Raw genomic sequence first — 15700 nt, forward strand, 5'->3', positions numbered from 1 at the left:
TCCGGGGCAAGTCTGAACCCTGCCGTTCTAACAGCAACCACTGACGCCTCTGGTGAGGCCAGTTTAGACGTCACAGCAAACAGCACAGTCGGCGCTTACACAGTGGTAGCCAGTGTTGGCGGTGTTGCAACAACAGCTGATTTCCCTCTGACAAATAGCGTCGGGGCCGCAGCCTCAATCACGGCCGACTCTGGGTCTCCTCAAGACGCAGTGATCTCAACCGCCTTTTCAAATCCACTTGTTGTCACCGTCCGAGACAGCGGCAACAATCCGGTTCCAAATGAGACAGTCACCTTCACGGCGCCCTCAACCAATGCAAGTCTGGACCCTGACGTTCAAACAGAAACCACCGACGCTGCCGGTCAGATCAGTTTGAGCGTCACAGCAAACAGCACAGTCGGCGCTTACACAGTGGTAGCCAGTGTTGGCGGTGTTGCAACAACAGCTGATTTCCCTCTGACAAATAGCGTCGGGGCCGCAGCCTCAATCACGGCCGACTCTGGGTCTCCTCAAGATGCAGTGATCTCAACCGCCTTTGCAAATCCACTTGTTGTCACCGTCCGAGACAGCGGCAACAATCCGGTTCCAAATGAGACAGTCACCTTCACGGCGCCCTCATCCGGGGCAAGTCTGAACCCTGCCGTTCTAACAGCAACCACTGACGCCTCTGGTGAGGCCAGTTTAGACGTCACAGCAAACAGCACAGTCGGCGCTTACACAGTGGTAGCCAGTGTTGGCGGTGTTGCAACAACAGCTGATTTCCCTCTGACAAATAGCGTCGGGGCCGCAGCCTCAATCACGGCCGACTCTGGGTCTCCTCAAGACGCAGTGATCTCAACCGCCTTTACAAATCCACTTGTTGTCACCGTCCTGGACAGCGGCACCAATCCGGTTCCAAATGTGGTTGTCACCTTCACGGCGCCCTCAAACGGGGCAAGTCTGAGCTCTGACGTTCAAACAGAAACCACCGACGCTGCCGGTCAGATCAGTTTCATCGTCACAGCAAACAGCACAGTCGGCGCTTACACAGTGGAAGCCAGTGTTGTCGGTGGTGCAACAACAGCTGAGTTCTCTCTGACAAATACCGTCGGGGCCGCAGCCACAATCTCTGCCGACTCTGGGTCTCCTCAAGACGCAGTGATCTCAACCGCCTTTGCAAATCCACTTGTTGTCACCGTCCTGGACAGCGGCACAAATCCGGTTCCAAATGTGGTTGTCACCTTCACGGCGCCCTCAAACGGGGCAAGTCTGAGCTCTGACGTTCAAACAGAAACCACCGACGCTGCCGGTCAGATCAGTTTCATCGTCACAGCAAACAGCACAGTCGGCGCTTACACAGTGGAAGCCAGTGTTGTCGGTGGTGCAACAACAGCTGATTTCTCTCTGACAAATACCGTCGGGGCCGCAGCCACAATCTCTGCCGACTCTGGGTCTCCTCAAGACGCAGTGATCTCAACCGCCTTTGCAAATCCACTTGTTGTCACCGTCCTGGACAGCGGCACAAATCCGGTTCCAAATGTGGTTGTCACCTTCACGGCGCCCTCAAACGGGGCAAGTCTGAGCTCTGACGTTCAAACAGAAACCACCGACGCTGCCGGTCAGATCAGTTTCATCGTCACAGCAAACAGCACAGTCGGCGCTTACACAGTGGAAGCCAGTGTTGTCGGTGGTGCAACAACAGCTGAGTTCTCTCTGACAAATACCGTCGGGGCCGCAGCCACAATCTCTGCCGACTCTGGGTCTCCTCAAGACGCAGTGATCTCAACCGCCTTTGCAAATCCACTTGTTGTCACCGTCCTGGACAGCGGCACAAATCCGGTTCCAAATGTGGTTGTCACCTTCACGGCGCCCTCAAACGGGGCAAGTCTGAGCTCTGACGTTCAAACAGAAACCACCGACGCTGCCGGTCAGATCAGTTTCATCGTCACAGCAAACAGCACAGTCGGCGCTTACACAGTGGAAGCCAGTGTTGTCGGTGGTGCAACAACAGCTGATTTCTCTCTGACAAATACCGTCGGGGCCGCAGCCACAATCTCTGCCGACTCTGGGTCTCCTCAAGACGCAGTGATCTCAACCGCCTTTGCAAATCCACTTGTTGTCACCGTCCTGGACAGCGGCACAAATCCGGTTCCAAATGTGGTTGTCACCTTCACGGCGCCCTCAAACGGGGCAAGTCTGAGCTCTGACGTTCAAACAGAAACCACCGACGCTGCCGGTCAGATCAGTTTCATCGTCACAGCAAACAGCACAGTCGGCGCTTACACAGTGGAAGCCAGTGTTGTCGGTGGTGCAACAACAGCTGATTTCTCTCTGACAAATACCGTCGGGGCCGCAGCCACAATCACGGCCGACTCTGGGTCTCCTCAAGACGCAGTGATCTCAACCGCCTTTGCAAATCCACTTGTTGTCACCGTCCTGGACAGCGGCACCAATCCGGTTCCAAATGTGGTTGTCACCTTCACGGCGCCCTCAAACGGGGCAAGTCTGGACCCTGCCACTGACACAGCAATCACCAACGCCTCTGGTGTGGCCAGTTTAGACGTCACAGCAAACAGCACATCTGGCGGGCCTTACACAGTCAATGCCAGTGTTGGCGTTGTTACTGAAACAGCTGATTTCTCTCTGACCAACGGTCGTGATAGTGCAGCAGACATCGCACGCACAAAAGCAGTTATCGCCGAATTTATTAGTACACGTGCAAATCAGATCGTTGCAGAACAACCCAAGCTGGTTCAGAGATTAAAGGCGGGGAAATTCGGTCAACAGAAAGGCCTTAACAGCTTATACTACGACGTTTCTTCCGCCCGTAAGCAAGCTTCATTCCAGTTCAGCTATGCAGCCTTCAGAACCAAAATGAACTCTCTCAATAACGGGCTTGCAACAAAGGCGACAAATAGGATTGTGAATGGTTTCAATCTTGTGGGGCAAGCCAGTCCTGATGCGAAGTTGGGCTGGGCTGCTGAAACGGGTCCTAACGATGCTACATCTGCAATAAATACTCTTGATTCCGGTAGTGATCCCTCAAGTGGCTCCTCCTCAGGCTTTGATATCTGGGCGCAAGGATCTTACGTCCGTGTCGAAAACAATAATTTTGAAAGCAACAACGGTTTGTTTTTTGCCGGTGTCGATTACCGTTACGAAGACACATTGCTTTTAGGTTTCATGACACAGTTGGATATTTCTGAGGTCGACAATAGTGCCGCGACAACATCCGCAAGAGGTGTGGGCTGGATGTTCGGTCCATATGCTGTCGTTCAACTACAGCCTAATCTCTACCTGGATGGACAGGTAACATATGGTCGATCCAATAATGATGTAAACGCATTGGGCTTGGGTTTTGACAACTTCGACACAGAACGATTACTGTTGCAGGCAGGTTTAACTGGCGACTTCAATCTTGACGCTCTAACTCTAAATCCCTTCGCACGATTGACATATTATTTTGAAAAACAGGAGGAATATGTCGATAGGCTCGGAAATACAATTCCTGATCAAGCCTTCACACTGGGGAGCTTGGAGTTTGGCCCGCGAGTTACCTATGAATACCTAAGTGAAAACGGGTATCAGCTTACTTCCTTTCTCTCCATTTCCGGCATTTATGACTTCAACCGCTTGACCAGCGGCGTGCCAATTGATGCAACGCTTGCCTCTGCTGATGGAAACTTCAGAGCCCGATTTGAGGGAGGTGTAGCAATTACAATCCCTAATCCAAAGATACGCATCCTCGGCGAAGGGTTCTATGATGGGATTGGAGTGTCGGATTACGAAGCCTATGGCGGTAAACTCAGCCTGAGCATCAAATTTTAGCGAGGAGCCAAAAAACAGACCTTGATGGCTGCAATATTACCCACGTCTGCCAGTACCATGAGCTTGCCCAGGCACTTGGCTTCGACCCGCTCACGCGGGTCATCCCTGACTTTCAGCTGAGGAAAATAATACTTGCGCAGCGTCGGCGCAGTGGCGCCCAAAGCTGAATTGATTTCATTCTGCGTTATTTCATACGCAATTAACTATCTGATAAGTCTAAGTTATTCGTTAGTTGCCCTGTGAGGAGGGCGCCCTCGTTATCCAAAACCCTCATGTATTGGATCGCCAAGCAGCTCAAAATTAAGGTTTGCAAAAAAAATCTCTCCGTAAATATGCATCCGGTTAAAGTCTTGAGCCCCCCGGACTTTTGACCCACCCCCCCACTCTGACAGATCAGGGGTCAGCTGCGTGTGTGCCGCGCCTTGGCCGCTTTTCGCTTGTGACACCCGATGCACAGGAGCTGGATGTTCGCCGGATCCAGATCAGACCCGCCGTGAATGGTTTGGAAATTTACCATTAAAAGCCTTCGCGCCAACTCCGCCTTTCAGCGTCTTAGTTGACTGAGCCTTGTCTTCGGCACGCTCTGTTATAGTAGCAACTCTGGTTGCCCAGACTCCGAAGATCCACGATGATCGTCCTGTCGGGATAAATGGTTAACGAAGTTCCACCTCGTCAACTGGCACAATTACCTTTGTGGTTCGACCAAACGCTTCCAGCTCCACTTTTAACGTTTGTCCTCCCGCTCTGAGTTCGCTCACCACACCCTTGAGTGTAGCCCCAACTCCAGCAACCAGCAGGATATCACTGCCCACGCTAAAGACCTGACCGTTCACTGCCTTTTTTCCGAACTGAGCATCACAGGCTGTTTCCAGAATACGAAGCATCTCAGCGAGAGGTACACGGTGGGGAGGCTGCTCAAGGGAACTTGCTAAAATCTTTTCCACACCGTCGCAGGACCGTACCTGATCGCAGCTCACCCGCACATTAAAGTCCAAACCAACGAACAGATAACTGGGAAACATGGGCTGGCTTGCATCTATGGTTTTGTTAATGTGCTTAGGCCTTCGTAGCACAGGTATCTTCGGCAGGTAGGCAATCGCACCCGTGGCAGTGATACTAGCTTGTGCTCGATCCTCACAATTTGGATTGGTTCGCACCACAATCCATTCCAGTGAAGATTTCGTCATCAAAGCTCGTAGCAGCATGTAGTCCTGCTCAAGAGCCTTATTGCCCGCATTGGGTGCTGTCATCTTCATTCAGCCGCCTCCTGAGTTGCCGTTGTCTCACCCGTTAACCGAGCACATACATCCTCAAATCTCGCCAGCGCCGCTCTCACAGCCTCAAGCGTTGATGGGAATTCCTCAGTAAGCAGCTTGGGCATGTACACCCATTCCGGTAGATCCCGATCAGGCCCAAACCATGGCCAGCCACGCTCGCCGTGGAGCTGCTTCCAAGCCTGCCCCCTCCGTGCCAATAAGTGTGAGACATTCCACTGGCCAAAGTTTACACTTGATGGCGTAGGAGAACGAACCCATGGTTATGCCTTCACAGACACCGCTTTCACCCGATACTGGACCTGATGATATTGTGCCCCCGCCACCGCCAACCCGCATGGTGACAGCGCCAGTGCAGCCTACAGCCGAGTTGACCGCTATCCCTAAGCGGAGAAGTTTCACAGCCAAATACAAACTGCGCATTCTGGACGAGACGGACCAAGCAGCAGACACAGGTGGTGTTACAGCCATTCTACGGCGCGAAGGGCTTTATTCTTCTGCGCTAACGGATTGGCGTCGGGCGCGCGCTGCAGGCTCATTGGGATCATTGCAGCCGCGTCAACGTGGCCCACAAAAAGCACCCGCCAACCCATTACAGGCCGAACTGTCCAAGGCTAACCGTGAAGTTTCAGCACTACGGCGGCGTCTGGACCAGGCGGAAGCCATCCTTGCAATCCAAAAAAAAGTGGCGACATTGTTGGACGAGATGGAGCAGACGCCAGAGCGCAGCGGCAAGTCATGATGGCCGTCGCGATTGCTCTGCCCTCAGGCAGCGGCCTGACCTCAGCCGTTTGCTCCGCGCTCTCTTTGTCGCGGGCAAGCGTTTTTCGCCATCGCGCTACATTGGCTGCTCCGCCACGCGCGGTAAAGCCACGTCCCCCCTCAGCGCGTGCCTTGCCGGAAAATGAACGGGCTCGGGTACTGGACCATCTGTGTGGGCCCAGGTTTACCGACCAGACCCCCACCGAGGTATTCGCCACTTTGCTGGATGAAGGCACCTACCTCTGTTCGATCCGCACGATGTATCGGATACTGGCCGCTCAGGGCGAAGTCATTGAGCGTCGCCGTCAGCGCACGCACCCTGTCTATCAAAAGCCGGAACTTCTAGCCGAAGCTCCCAATCAGGTCTGGTCTTGGGATATTACCAAGCTGATGGGCCCGGTGAAATGGTCTTACTTCTATCTCTATGTCATCTTGGACATCTTCAGCCGCCGTGTTGTTGGCTGGCGCATTGAGCAGGCCGAAAGCGCCAGCCAGTTCAAGGAACTGTTCATGGATGCGATGGGAAAGCATGCTGTTCCACGCGATCAGTTGACATTGCATGCCGATCGTGGCGGGCCAATGAAGGCAAAGACAACGGCTCTGATGCTGGTGGATCTTGGTGTGCTCAAATCCCACAGCCGACCCCATACCTCAAACGACAACCCGTTCTCAGAGGCCCACTTCAAGACGCTGAAATATCAGCCCGAATTCCCCAGGAAGTTTGAAACCATCGAGCAAGCTCGCGACTTTTGCCGCAGATTCTTTGCATGGTACAACGAACAACACCATCATGCAGGCATCGGACTCATGACCCCTGATCAGGTCCACTTTGGACAGGCCGAGGCTGTCTATGCCGCACGCCAAGCAACTCTCGAGGCTGCGTTCATCAGTACACCCGAGCGCTTCGTACTAAAACCGCCAAAACCACCTCAAATCCCGACGGCCGTCTGGATCAATCCACCAAAGCCAGAGAAAGAAAATCAAGCTTAAAGTCCAAATGCCACTGTCTCAAAGTCGTTGACACGTTCCGGCCAGATATCGTTACCAACCCTGACTTGCAAAAACTCATCAGCAAGCGGAACCAGCTTTCCTTTCACGGTCAGTCCACCACCTCGGCGGGCGGCATGGTTGTGCATATCCACCACCCGAGGCCACCCATACAATGCCAACCGCCGGAGCTTTTCAGCCTCGGCTTGTTCTCCTCCACCATTGAGGATTCCCTCGATAGTCGCGGGTGGTTTCGGCATCGAATTGGGAGGATTCAGCAGGTCAGCGAACCGGTAAACGCCCCAAATCTTGCCGTATGCCTTCGCAAGCTCAACAGAACCACCGTTGCTCGCGGCGTTTGCTGGAAGCTTCTCCCAGAGCTTTTCCGAAAGGTAATTCGCGAACACCCGGAATTTAGTTCGCCCTTGCCGTTTGCAAACGGCAACGTACGCATTCAGCATTTTGCTCGCCTGCTCTCGATCCTCCGATGAAAGAGCAAACCATGCTTTTTCAGCATCCTTATTGCCATCGCTTTCATAGCTCGGCCACCTTTCATGAGCCTTTTTCAGCCTTCGCATCCACGTTTCACGAGTGACAGTGCCGTTATTGTCATTTTTATCACTCTCGCCTTCGCGCACGCATTTTCTCTCTTGGACTGGTATTGGATTGTTAAGTGGACTGTTCTTATCTTGGTCCACCTCGTGCACCACCTTAGGTCCACCACGTGCACCACCTTCACCCACCACGTGCACCGCCTTTTTCCTCAAACTCCGCATTTTTGACACTATGCTCGGAAGTACTTGGGGCAACTAAATCATGCTCTGGCCACCGTGCCACATACTCTTGGCGCTTCCATCTTTGCCCTCGAAAACCATGCTGTGAGACCTCAATCCAACCAGCTTCCTTTGCTATGTCGACATGCTTCAAAACTGCGTTCTTGCTAAATCCGCTGTACTCCACCAAGTCTTCTATGGAAGGGTAGCAACTCTCTCCAACCGCATTCATGAACATGCTCAGAGCTTGCAATACTGCTCTTGTCGGACCCGGAAGATCAGACTTGCAGAAAGCTTGCCGCCAGCTCCAGGCCTTTCGTACTTCGCTCATGCCCAGCCCTCCACTTCCATCTCGGGAAACTTGGGCATGTATTCGTTCCGCTTCAGCTTCTCTCCTAATGGGCCATACTTGCGAACCCCCAGCCAACCACCGCGCTCGGCATGTCTAAGATGCTTGATCACTATCGGCATGCTCAGATTGGTATGGCGCGCTAGATCGCGAACCGAAGGCGAGCAAACCTCGCCTACTTCCTCTGCAAACAGGCTGACCGCGTGCAACACCAGATTAGTACTTGAGGGCAGATGACAACGCGAAAACTCACGTCGCCATTCTGTGAGATTTTGGAAATCACGCATTACAAACCTCCAGTGTTTCAGGGAGAGAAAACAAGGGGCCAGGTTGCTCCGCAACAACTTGAGGAGCGCTGGCCAACTTAAGGTCACTTAGTTTGGAAAAACGTTTTTTGGAGTTAGGAGGGATCCAGACTAGCTTCGTGGAACTTGTCGCCTGTTCGGTACGCCAGATAATCCAGCAATAAGCCGTCGCCGTTCCACCCTTTGGGTCATAGTGCCCTTTGTGGATGGCTACTCTTTCAGCAAAAACGGCCACAGTATCTGGCGGTTGTTCCATAAACAGCGTTGCAACACGGTCAATGGTTTCCAGCCACCGCAGAGGCATCAACACAGCAACGCCGCGCTTGGGTTTATGGGCTAGAGCACGTTCAACAAACTGCTGAGCCAACAAACCAAAAGGCGGGTTGGTTATAATCCAATCAAAGGCCCTAAGCGGGAATTGCCATTTAGGGAGGATAGTCAGGAAGTCCCAAGCCTCCCCGTGAGCATCCCCAAAACCACGATTGAAGAGATCAGAGGCAATAACATTGTCGAAATAGTCTCTAAGCGGAAGAACCATGTGCCCACCGCCGCAGGCAGGTTCCCACACAGAGAGTTTTTGCCACTCCTCCTCACCAACTTTTTCAAGTCGCAGGATTAGTTCACAAAGCACCCGCGTCGCCCATGGCGGAGTCGGGAAGTAATCACCCTGCCCGTTCAGCTCAACCCGCGAGGCCATGACAGAGCGGTTGTTTTTAGGAGAGGCATTCATAACAACAACCTTCAAGAATGAAAAAAGCAGCACTGCACGCGCCACTGCACAGTGCTGCTAGTAGCCGCCAACTACAGTTGACGGCAGGGAGGCTCCCGTCTTCCAACTACAATGGCACCCATCATCTGCTCCAATACGAACAGCTCGTATGAACGACGAAATAGGCCTGAGGCTTCATCAAATCCCGACGTCTCAATACGAGAGATATGCCCCTGAGAGCACCCTATTGCTCTAGACATCTCAAGTTGAGTGAGACCTGCTTCCTCGCGAATTTTTTTAGGATTAAGCATCGTTATAAAATCCCGTGGGTATATTGTTTACTCTTATCGTGTATTTTCAATGCCTGACGTATAGTAAAAAGTCAACACCCAAAGCATAGAACTGGTTGGCATTGTGTAGCCATGAAACCGAACGAACGCCTAAGACAAGCCCGCTTCAATGCAGGATTCAAAACAGCTACAGCTGCCGCCAAGTCTCTTGGCGTCAACAACAGCACCTATGCGAGCCATGAAAATGGATCTCGTGCCTTCCATCATAAGGAAGCTGCACACTATGCCCGAAGATTCAGGGCAACTCCGCAATTCTTATTGTACGGTGAAGGTACAGATAGCGCAGATCAAGGCAGCCGAGCGGGAGAAGACGCTCATAGCTTACTCGGAAAAATGGCAAACAAGTCCAACCGGCCAGAAGCAGATAAGCTTGACTTGGAACTATTCATAAAGTCTGTTGAAGAGGGGATAAGGCTTGAAGAGCAAATTCTTGACGGTAAGGGTAGTATAAGAGATTTGTCAATTATAGTTGAAAATATCTACAACGCAGCAAAGAATAAAAAGAAGAACAAGTGAAAATTTTTGACTGACAACTACTGCTTTATAGTTCTGCTATGCGCTCATACCATTAGTACCCGAAGAGAGGCTAACATGGATATCAAAAGCGCACTATCACTTGTACCACACTTCCAACGCCTCACTCCTCAGAAAGAGCTTAATGACATTCTCAGCACAGCCGAAGAGCTAGATATTCTAACCAGCCTAAAGATGATTAGTCTTAACCTTTTCGATTGTACGGACATTAGATCCCTTAGCGAAACGCAACAACAGACACTGATCAACGAGTTCCGCCCGGTAATTATCTTGGCTTACAAACAGCAGATACTGGAGCATGAAGTTGCGTGAATACACAGAGAGACGACCAGCAACACCGTTCAATCTTGAGCAGTTTAGCACAACAGGTGCACAAGTTTTGCACATATGGGAAAAATCAAATTGACATTTATCACATTGCTTCATCGAGTTTGCACGCAAACTACTATTAATGGCCCCTCCCGCTGGCCCATCAGACAGCCCTGAAATCCTCAGGATTGGCAACGACAGCTTTGCAAGGCATGCCTTTGGTGAAGATTGGGCACTACAACCTACTAAAGCGCGGAGTGCCATGCCGCACACCTACAGGCAACTAGTAGCAAGTAGCTATTGGAAAGCCTTCCAATCCAACAAACCAGTTTTTGATCTTATTGGCGCGAACCTCAGATACCAGAATGACTACTGGGAATATTGCAGGCTAATCCTACCCGTTCAATCACAGGCTGGAATAAGCCAATTAGTCGTATTTACGAAGGAAATTCTTAACTAGCATCGCTCCGCTATATCAGCTATCAGCTGACTTAACGCATATGAGGGATTTGCACAAAAGGCTAAGCCCTCTGGGAAATCCTTTGTAGGGGATTGGAAACGAATGCCGTCACACTGACCTATTAGCCAGCCCAAGCGTGCAGCATTTCCATTTAAGAAGTCATCCGGCCGCATCCAGCAGTAAAGCCAATCAAGACGCCAAAGATCAAACGCCAAAATCTGAGCCAATACCATCAACTTACGTGCATTACCGACTTTGCGCATATCCTGCCTTATCCATAGATCGCCAAGATACCCTACTCGCCCTGTAATTCGTTTCGTAATCTCAGGCTGCGAAGTCGTCGCCCGTACGGGCAAACCTTCTACATCCACATACCGCAAACACCAATAAGTAGCCAAGAATTCGCTAAGATAAAGGCCTTGCAGCGGCTCCAACCGCACTCCAACAAAGCCACAAAGGTGTTGATCCCCTTTTTTCCTCAACCCAACCCAAGCTACACATCCACTCCCCTGCCCATTTAATTCGTGCGTAAAGTGTGCTGTTAGCCCAGCTTTACTCTCTGGCAAAAGCTTAAGTGCTGCAGAAAACGTCTCTCCTTGAACCACCTCAACTCTCGCATCCTGAAACTCAGCAATTCACCTGGCAGCAGCCTGATAAACCTCCATTTTAGTGACCATCTTTGGAATCTCCTAAAACCTAATAAAAAAGCGATAAACGGATATCCACACAAAACTTAACGAAATTGATCACCTAATCAAAGAAGAAGCACTATATTATTGCCGGTAAAACTAACAATTTATCTACACAACGTCTAAATTCTATGCAGTATGTGTTGACTTTGGGATATACTCTGTGCATATTTTCGATACTTATTAATTGTGAGTTGAATACAATGAATGACTTTGATGCAATTAACGTCCTTCGTGTTTATCGAAATGAGAAAACCATTTTCCCCGCAGGCACAATCATCCGCTTTCGGGGGGAAACCCCTGAGGACCTTGGACACAACATTGGCATCGTTGACCGTGAAACAGCTTTAGCGGCTGCACTTGTTGATTACATAGACAAGGCTGGGTTTCCCCAGCAAGCAGTCGTCGCAATTTCAAATTTAGAAAAGGCAGAGGTTGAGTGAGATGACTTCTCAGAAAGATGACAAGCTGGCGCAGGCGACACGAAAAGACCTTCAACCCGGAATTGATAGCCTTGCGGATCAAATCCAGCACGCCCCAGTATCCGACAAAGACAAAGCCATATTAGCTGTCAGTGCGGGCATCGCCATAGTCAAGAACGTGACTGAAAAGGTCATGGTGAACACTTTCAAGAGTTCCGCCAACGAGGAAGAAGAAGAGACCTTTTCCTAACCTCATCTTTTTCAATCTTTACCCCGCATTTCGGAGACTAATAATGCCTAGCGCACAAGTCATCCAGTTTCCCTCATCTCAAAAACCCCCTTCCCTCCAAGTTGTAAAAAGCGCAGCGGAAATCGGTGAAGAGGCTCTCGTTATCACCTCTCAAACGCAAACAGACGTCTGCTTTGCCCGCGATGACTTACGTGAAATGATCAAGCTCTACCCGGACAACCATGCTGCCATAGCAAACCGCATCTACGCCCTGCGCGAAAATTTCGATGATGCCCAAACAGCACTCACAAAGCTACTTCAACAAATGGGCCGCACCTGAACCACAGTGCGTATGCGTTTGCGTTCTTACCAACACCTAGCCAAGGAACCCTATCATGGCAGATGCAGGCGGCGTTGCAGCCGATCAACTCAAAGCCTTTATCGAGCGCATTGAGCGCTTGGAAGAAGAGAAGAAGATCCTCACAGACGACATCAAAGTTGTTTACGCGGAAGCCAAAGGCAACGGCTTTGACGTGAAAGCCATGCGCAAAATTGTTTCCCTACGCAAACTCAAACCACATGACAGAGAAGAAGCAGAAGCCATCCTAGATCTCTACCTCCACGCCCTCGGCATGGCCGGACCCAGCAGCTAAGCCTCCTCCTCCCTCAGTAACCATGCAAGAGAAACAGACTCATGAATAGCATTGATATTGACGTATTTAGTGATCGCTGCAACGTGCCTCTGTTCCTCCTGAGCGAAGCCGGGAAACTCGCCGTATTGGCATTCTTCGCCGCCGTACTGATGTATCTAGTACCTGCCTTTGATCAAACGATGATCGATACTAAACAAAGCATCCCCTCTGATTTCATCAGCACCCAGCTCTCATCTTTTGACGTCCAAAGCGACCGCTGAAAGGTTCACGCACTCATGAAACGCAAAGCCCAGTTCCTAACCGAGCACGAAATGTGTTCGCGGTTCCTTGAGAACCTACCGGAAGGCTGGACCGCTTACCCTGAGTGGCAGAACTGGGATATCGTTCTGGTTCGTGACAGCGACGGGTTTCAGATCGGCATCGAAGCAAAGTTGCGCTTGAATGCAAAGGTCGTGACACAAGCTGCAGAGCGTTCATATCAGGTTGACAAACCGGGACCAGATTGCCGCGCCGTCTTGATCCCAGAAGGCTATACAAATGACTTTGCCGTTGTATGCAGCCTACTAAACCTTCAAATCATCACCATGCGCGACAAGCTGGAAAACCCGCGTTACGACCGCGATTGGTTTTTGCCCGAACTGCCAGATCCAGACCGATTCAGCTACAACTATTTCCCTGAATTTTATCCGGTTTCCAGACTGCCCTTACCTGAAGTGGTGCCGACTGTAGAGGCTGGAAAGCCCTGCCCTGTTCGCCTCACAGATTGGAAGCTCAAAGCTATGAAGCTCTCCATTCTGCTTGAAAAATACGGCTTCGTAACGCGCAGGACCTTTAAGGCCCTCAGTCTCAGCCCAACCCTGTTTCTCTACGAAAACAACCACTGGATGAAACGAGGCAGCACCAGAGGCCAATGGCAGAAAGCTTGCGACTTTCCCGATCTACGCATGGGCTTTGAAGTGAATTATCAGGAGCTGGAGCAGCTCTTTCCCGATTGGTCCAAACAGGTGAGCCACTGAGATGCAGACAGAACTCTTTTCATTCTCCACCGGACACCCTCCTCAGGAACTCATCATTGACGCCTTTGCAGGTGGTGGAGGGGCTTCTACAGGAATTGAAATGGCCCTCGGCAGATCCCCCGATATTGCAATCAACCATTGTGTAAAGGCCCTCGCAATGCACGCACAAAACCACCCGGATACCATCCATTTACCAGAGAGCGTGTGGGAAGTTGATCTAATGGCCTACACTAACGGACGCCCTGTAGGTCTGCTGTGGGCTTCTCCAGACTGCCGGCACTTTTCTCGCGCTAGAGGGAGCAAACCTACTTCAAAATCAGTGCGTATGCTCGCTTGGTCTGTAGTCAATTTCAGCCAGAAGTTAGGCCCTAAACGCCCACGTATCATCATTCTGGAGAACGTCCCTGAATTTCAAGGATGGGAAGATTTTGATGCATGGCAAGCTGCCCTCAATAAATTGGGCTACAAACTCGAATTTCGTATTTTGAGAGCCTGCGACTATGGCGCCCCAACCATCCGCAAACGGCTGTTTATGATAGCTCGCCGCGATCGCAAGATTATCCGCTGGCCTGCGCCTACCCACGGAGACCCCGGCAGTGAAGAAGTCAAAACAGGCAAACTATTGCCGTGGAAGACCGCTGCAGACTGCATTGATTGGTCTATTCCCTGCCCATCCATTTTTGACCGTAAGAAGCCGTTAGCAGAAAACACCCTGAAACGGATTGCCGCCGGGATCAAAAAGTTCGTGATCAAGGCGCCTAAGCCTTTCATTCTCAACATGAGCCACCGAGGGAGCCTGGAACCCTTAGCTAAGCCGTTCAGAACAATAAAGACTGAGAAAGGTGGATGCAGAGCGCTTGTGATCCCCTACATAGACCGACAGTTCACAAATTCAAAAGGTGCATCAGTTGAGAAGCCTCTCGGAACAGTCATGACCCAAGGAGGCGGCAAGTCTGCACTAGTTGCAACGTTCCTAGCTCAGCATAACTTCCATGCCGCTGGCCAAGCAGCAGACGTGCCCCTGTCAACAAAAGCCTCCAGAGCTACTCAGAAAAATCTAGTCACTTGCCATATAGTAAATCTTTTGGAAAATAGCATTGATGAACCACCCATCAACGTCCCATTACAGGCACTCGGCAGTAGTCGTTTTTGCGAAGTCCGAACTTTCCTTACTTCTTACTATGGATCCAGCATCGGTCAGGCGGCAAACTACCCAATCGGGACAGTTACTACCAAAGATCGACACGGAGTTGTTACTGTTGAGGTTGGTGGTGAGCCTTACATCATAACAGACATTGGCATGCGCATGCTCACTCCGGCAGAACTTTATAGAGCGCAAGGTTTTCCAGAGGATTACCGCATCAGTTTCGGCTACAACGGCAAGCCTTTTCCGAAGACAGAGCAGACCGCAAAATGCGGCAACAGCGTTTGCCCGCCAGTCGCCAAGGCAATTGTTGAAGCCAACCTCCCCGAGTGCATTTCCTATGAGGTCGCTGCATGACCATATTTCCAACTGATCAGACCATTTTAGTACGTACCCGACAGGGTATGAGCTTCAACCGGATCGCCCAGATTTACGGGGTCTCGAAGTGTCATGTCGCTGCAATCTATTCCGCTGCCAAGGGCCTCCCCGCAGCTTTCCCCGCTCCCAAACGGGAGGAAAGGCAGAGAGCAAAGTGCCCCATATTCTTTGAAATGCCGCTGGAAGCACAAGACATTGTGCTTGAGGTCAAGATGAACAACGGAACATCGCTTGATGCGATCTTTCGGGCAAATAACAACAGCCCAACAGCAACGTCATCTCGTAGGCAGCTCTTTTATAATCTGGCAGACAAGCTTGGCTGGTCCGTACCCACGATAGCAACAAACACACAATACTCAGAACAATGTGTGAGAACAGCAATCAAAGAACACTGCAAGGCAAATAATCTCCCTCAGCCAGCATCATATCGAACCAGAACACGAGAGGTAAACCATGCCCTATAATCCGGTGTTCTTGCCGCTGATTTGCTGCGTCAACCTAATGAGGATGTGGCAGATCTGCTTCCTCGGGAGGCAACCAGTTCGCTATG

At 51.0% G+C, this 15700-nt stretch carries 19 protein-coding genes and 1 pseudogene; 13 read left to right on the forward strand and 7 right to left on the reverse strand.

Translation table 11 applies throughout. The annotated features are described in order from the left end of the window. Positions 1–3807: Ig-like domain-containing protein (locus BLS62_RS03265; RefSeq protein WP_143521490.1), on the forward strand; the 3807-nt coding region annotated here is incomplete at its 5' end. A gap of 367 nt (positions 3808–4174) precedes the next feature. Further along, positions 4175–4327 (forward strand): hypothetical protein, encoded by a 153-nt coding sequence (locus BLS62_RS30960; RefSeq protein WP_159436467.1) that lies wholly within the window; start codon positions 4175–4177, stop codon positions 4325–4327. A 133-nt stretch (positions 4328–4460) separates the two neighbouring features. On the opposite strand, the gene BLS62_RS03270 is transcribed toward BLS62_RS30960, so the two are convergent. Next, positions 4461–5063: a transcription termination/antitermination NusG family protein gene (locus BLS62_RS03270; RefSeq protein ID WP_093177006.1), complete on the reverse strand. Its 603-nt coding sequence runs from the start codon at positions 5061–5063 to the stop codon at positions 4461–4463. Next, positions 5060–5188, reverse strand: coding sequence for a hypothetical protein (locus tag BLS62_RS32525; protein ID WP_280141819.1), 129 nt, complete (start codon positions 5186–5188; stop codon positions 5060–5062). Before BLS62_RS32525 ends, BLS62_RS03270 begins: the two co-directional genes overlap by 4 nt. 260 nt (positions 5189–5448) lie before the next feature. Between BLS62_RS32525 and BLS62_RS03285 the strand changes: the two are divergent. Further along, positions 5449–6833 (forward strand): annotated as a pseudogene (locus tag BLS62_RS03285) (IS3 family transposase); the annotation flags it as partial. Here the strand turns inward: BLS62_RS03285 and BLS62_RS03290 are convergent. Genes BLS62_RS03290 through BLS62_RS03305 form a run of 4 tightly spaced genes read right to left on the reverse strand, consistent with a single transcriptional unit; the run spans position 6830 to position 9020 of the window. Continuing rightward, a complete protein-coding gene (locus BLS62_RS03290; RefSeq protein WP_093177016.1) occupies positions 6830–7582 on the reverse strand; it encodes a hypothetical protein in 753 nt (250 codons plus the stop codon). The pseudogene BLS62_RS03285 and the gene BLS62_RS03290 sit on opposite strands and share 4 nt — an antisense overlap. Continuing rightward, positions 7566–7934 (reverse strand): helix-turn-helix domain-containing protein, encoded by a 369-nt coding sequence (locus tag BLS62_RS03295; protein ID WP_093177018.1) that lies wholly within the window; start codon positions 7932–7934, stop codon positions 7566–7568. The genes BLS62_RS03290 and BLS62_RS03295 overlap by 17 nt, the downstream gene beginning before the upstream one ends. Further along, complete coding sequence (locus BLS62_RS03300) at positions 7931–8239, reverse strand: helix-turn-helix domain-containing protein (RefSeq protein ID WP_093177021.1); 309 nt, start codon at positions 8237–8239, stop codon at positions 7931–7933. Before BLS62_RS03300 ends, BLS62_RS03295 begins: the two co-directional genes overlap by 4 nt. Beyond that, a complete protein-coding gene (locus BLS62_RS03305; RefSeq protein WP_143521491.1) occupies positions 8232–9020 on the reverse strand; it encodes a DNA methyltransferase family protein in 789 nt (262 codons plus the stop codon). The genes BLS62_RS03300 and BLS62_RS03305 overlap by 8 nt, the downstream gene beginning before the upstream one ends. A 368-nt stretch (positions 9021–9388) precedes the next feature. Between BLS62_RS03305 and BLS62_RS03315 the strand changes: the two genes are divergently transcribed. Beyond that, positions 9389–9832: a hypothetical protein gene (locus BLS62_RS03315; protein WP_093177030.1), complete on the forward strand. Its 444-nt coding sequence runs from the start codon at positions 9389–9391 to the stop codon at positions 9830–9832. Positions 9833–9907: 75 nt separating this feature from the next. Continuing rightward, the gene (locus tag BLS62_RS03320) at positions 9908–10162 is read left to right on the forward strand and encodes a hypothetical protein (RefSeq protein WP_093177032.1); all 255 of its coding nucleotides are present in this window, start codon (positions 9908–9910) and stop codon (positions 10160–10162) included. A gap of 453 nt (positions 10163–10615) precedes the next feature. On the opposite strand, the gene BLS62_RS31580 is transcribed toward BLS62_RS03320, so the two are convergent. Then, positions 10616–11053, reverse strand: a complete 438-nt coding sequence (locus tag BLS62_RS31580) for a hypothetical protein (RefSeq protein WP_208990672.1) — start codon at positions 11051–11053, stop codon at positions 10616–10618. Between the two features lie 458 nt (positions 11054–11511). Here BLS62_RS31580 and BLS62_RS31585 point away from each other — a divergent pair, with 458 nt between their 5' ends. Genes BLS62_RS31585 through BLS62_RS03365 form a run of 8 tightly spaced genes read left to right on the forward strand, consistent with a single transcriptional unit; the run spans position 11512 to position 15614 of the window. After that, complete coding sequence (locus BLS62_RS31585; protein WP_208990673.1) at positions 11512–11751, forward strand: hypothetical protein; 240 nt, start codon at positions 11512–11514, stop codon at positions 11749–11751. Between the two features lies 1 nt (position 11752). Further along, positions 11753–11980: a hypothetical protein gene (locus BLS62_RS31590; RefSeq protein WP_093181663.1), complete on the forward strand. Its 228-nt coding sequence runs from the start codon at positions 11753–11755 to the stop codon at positions 11978–11980. Positions 11981–12023: 43 nt separating this feature from the next. Beyond that, positions 12024–12299: a hypothetical protein gene (locus BLS62_RS03340; RefSeq protein WP_093177038.1), complete on the forward strand. Its 276-nt coding sequence runs from the start codon at positions 12024–12026 to the stop codon at positions 12297–12299. A gap of 55 nt (positions 12300–12354) precedes the next feature. Further along, on the forward strand, positions 12355–12612 hold the full coding sequence (locus BLS62_RS03345) for a DUF2312 domain-containing protein (RefSeq protein ID WP_093177040.1): 258 nt from the start codon (positions 12355–12357) through the stop codon (positions 12610–12612). A 41-nt stretch (positions 12613–12653) separates the two neighbouring features. Then, a complete protein-coding gene (locus BLS62_RS03350; protein WP_093177042.1) occupies positions 12654–12872 on the forward strand; it encodes a hypothetical protein in 219 nt (72 codons plus the stop codon). 15 nt (positions 12873–12887) lie between these two features. Then, on the forward strand, positions 12888–13628 hold the full coding sequence (locus BLS62_RS03355) for a hypothetical protein (RefSeq protein ID WP_093177045.1): 741 nt from the start codon (positions 12888–12890) through the stop codon (positions 13626–13628). 1 nt (position 13629) lies between these two features. Further along, positions 13630–15129 (forward strand): DNA cytosine methyltransferase, encoded by a 1500-nt coding sequence (locus BLS62_RS03360; RefSeq protein WP_093177048.1) that lies wholly within the window; start codon positions 13630–13632, stop codon positions 15127–15129. Then, the gene (locus BLS62_RS03365) at positions 15126–15614 is read left to right on the forward strand and encodes a hypothetical protein (protein ID WP_093177051.1); all 489 of its coding nucleotides are present in this window, start codon (positions 15126–15128) and stop codon (positions 15612–15614) included. The genes BLS62_RS03360 and BLS62_RS03365 overlap by 4 nt, the downstream gene beginning before the upstream one ends. Positions 15615–15700 lie beyond the last annotated feature (86 nt).

The organism is Pseudovibrio sp. Tun.PSC04-5.I4, assembly GCF_900104145.1.
Classification (GTDB): domain Bacteria; phylum Pseudomonadota; class Alphaproteobacteria; order Rhizobiales; family Stappiaceae; genus Pseudovibrio.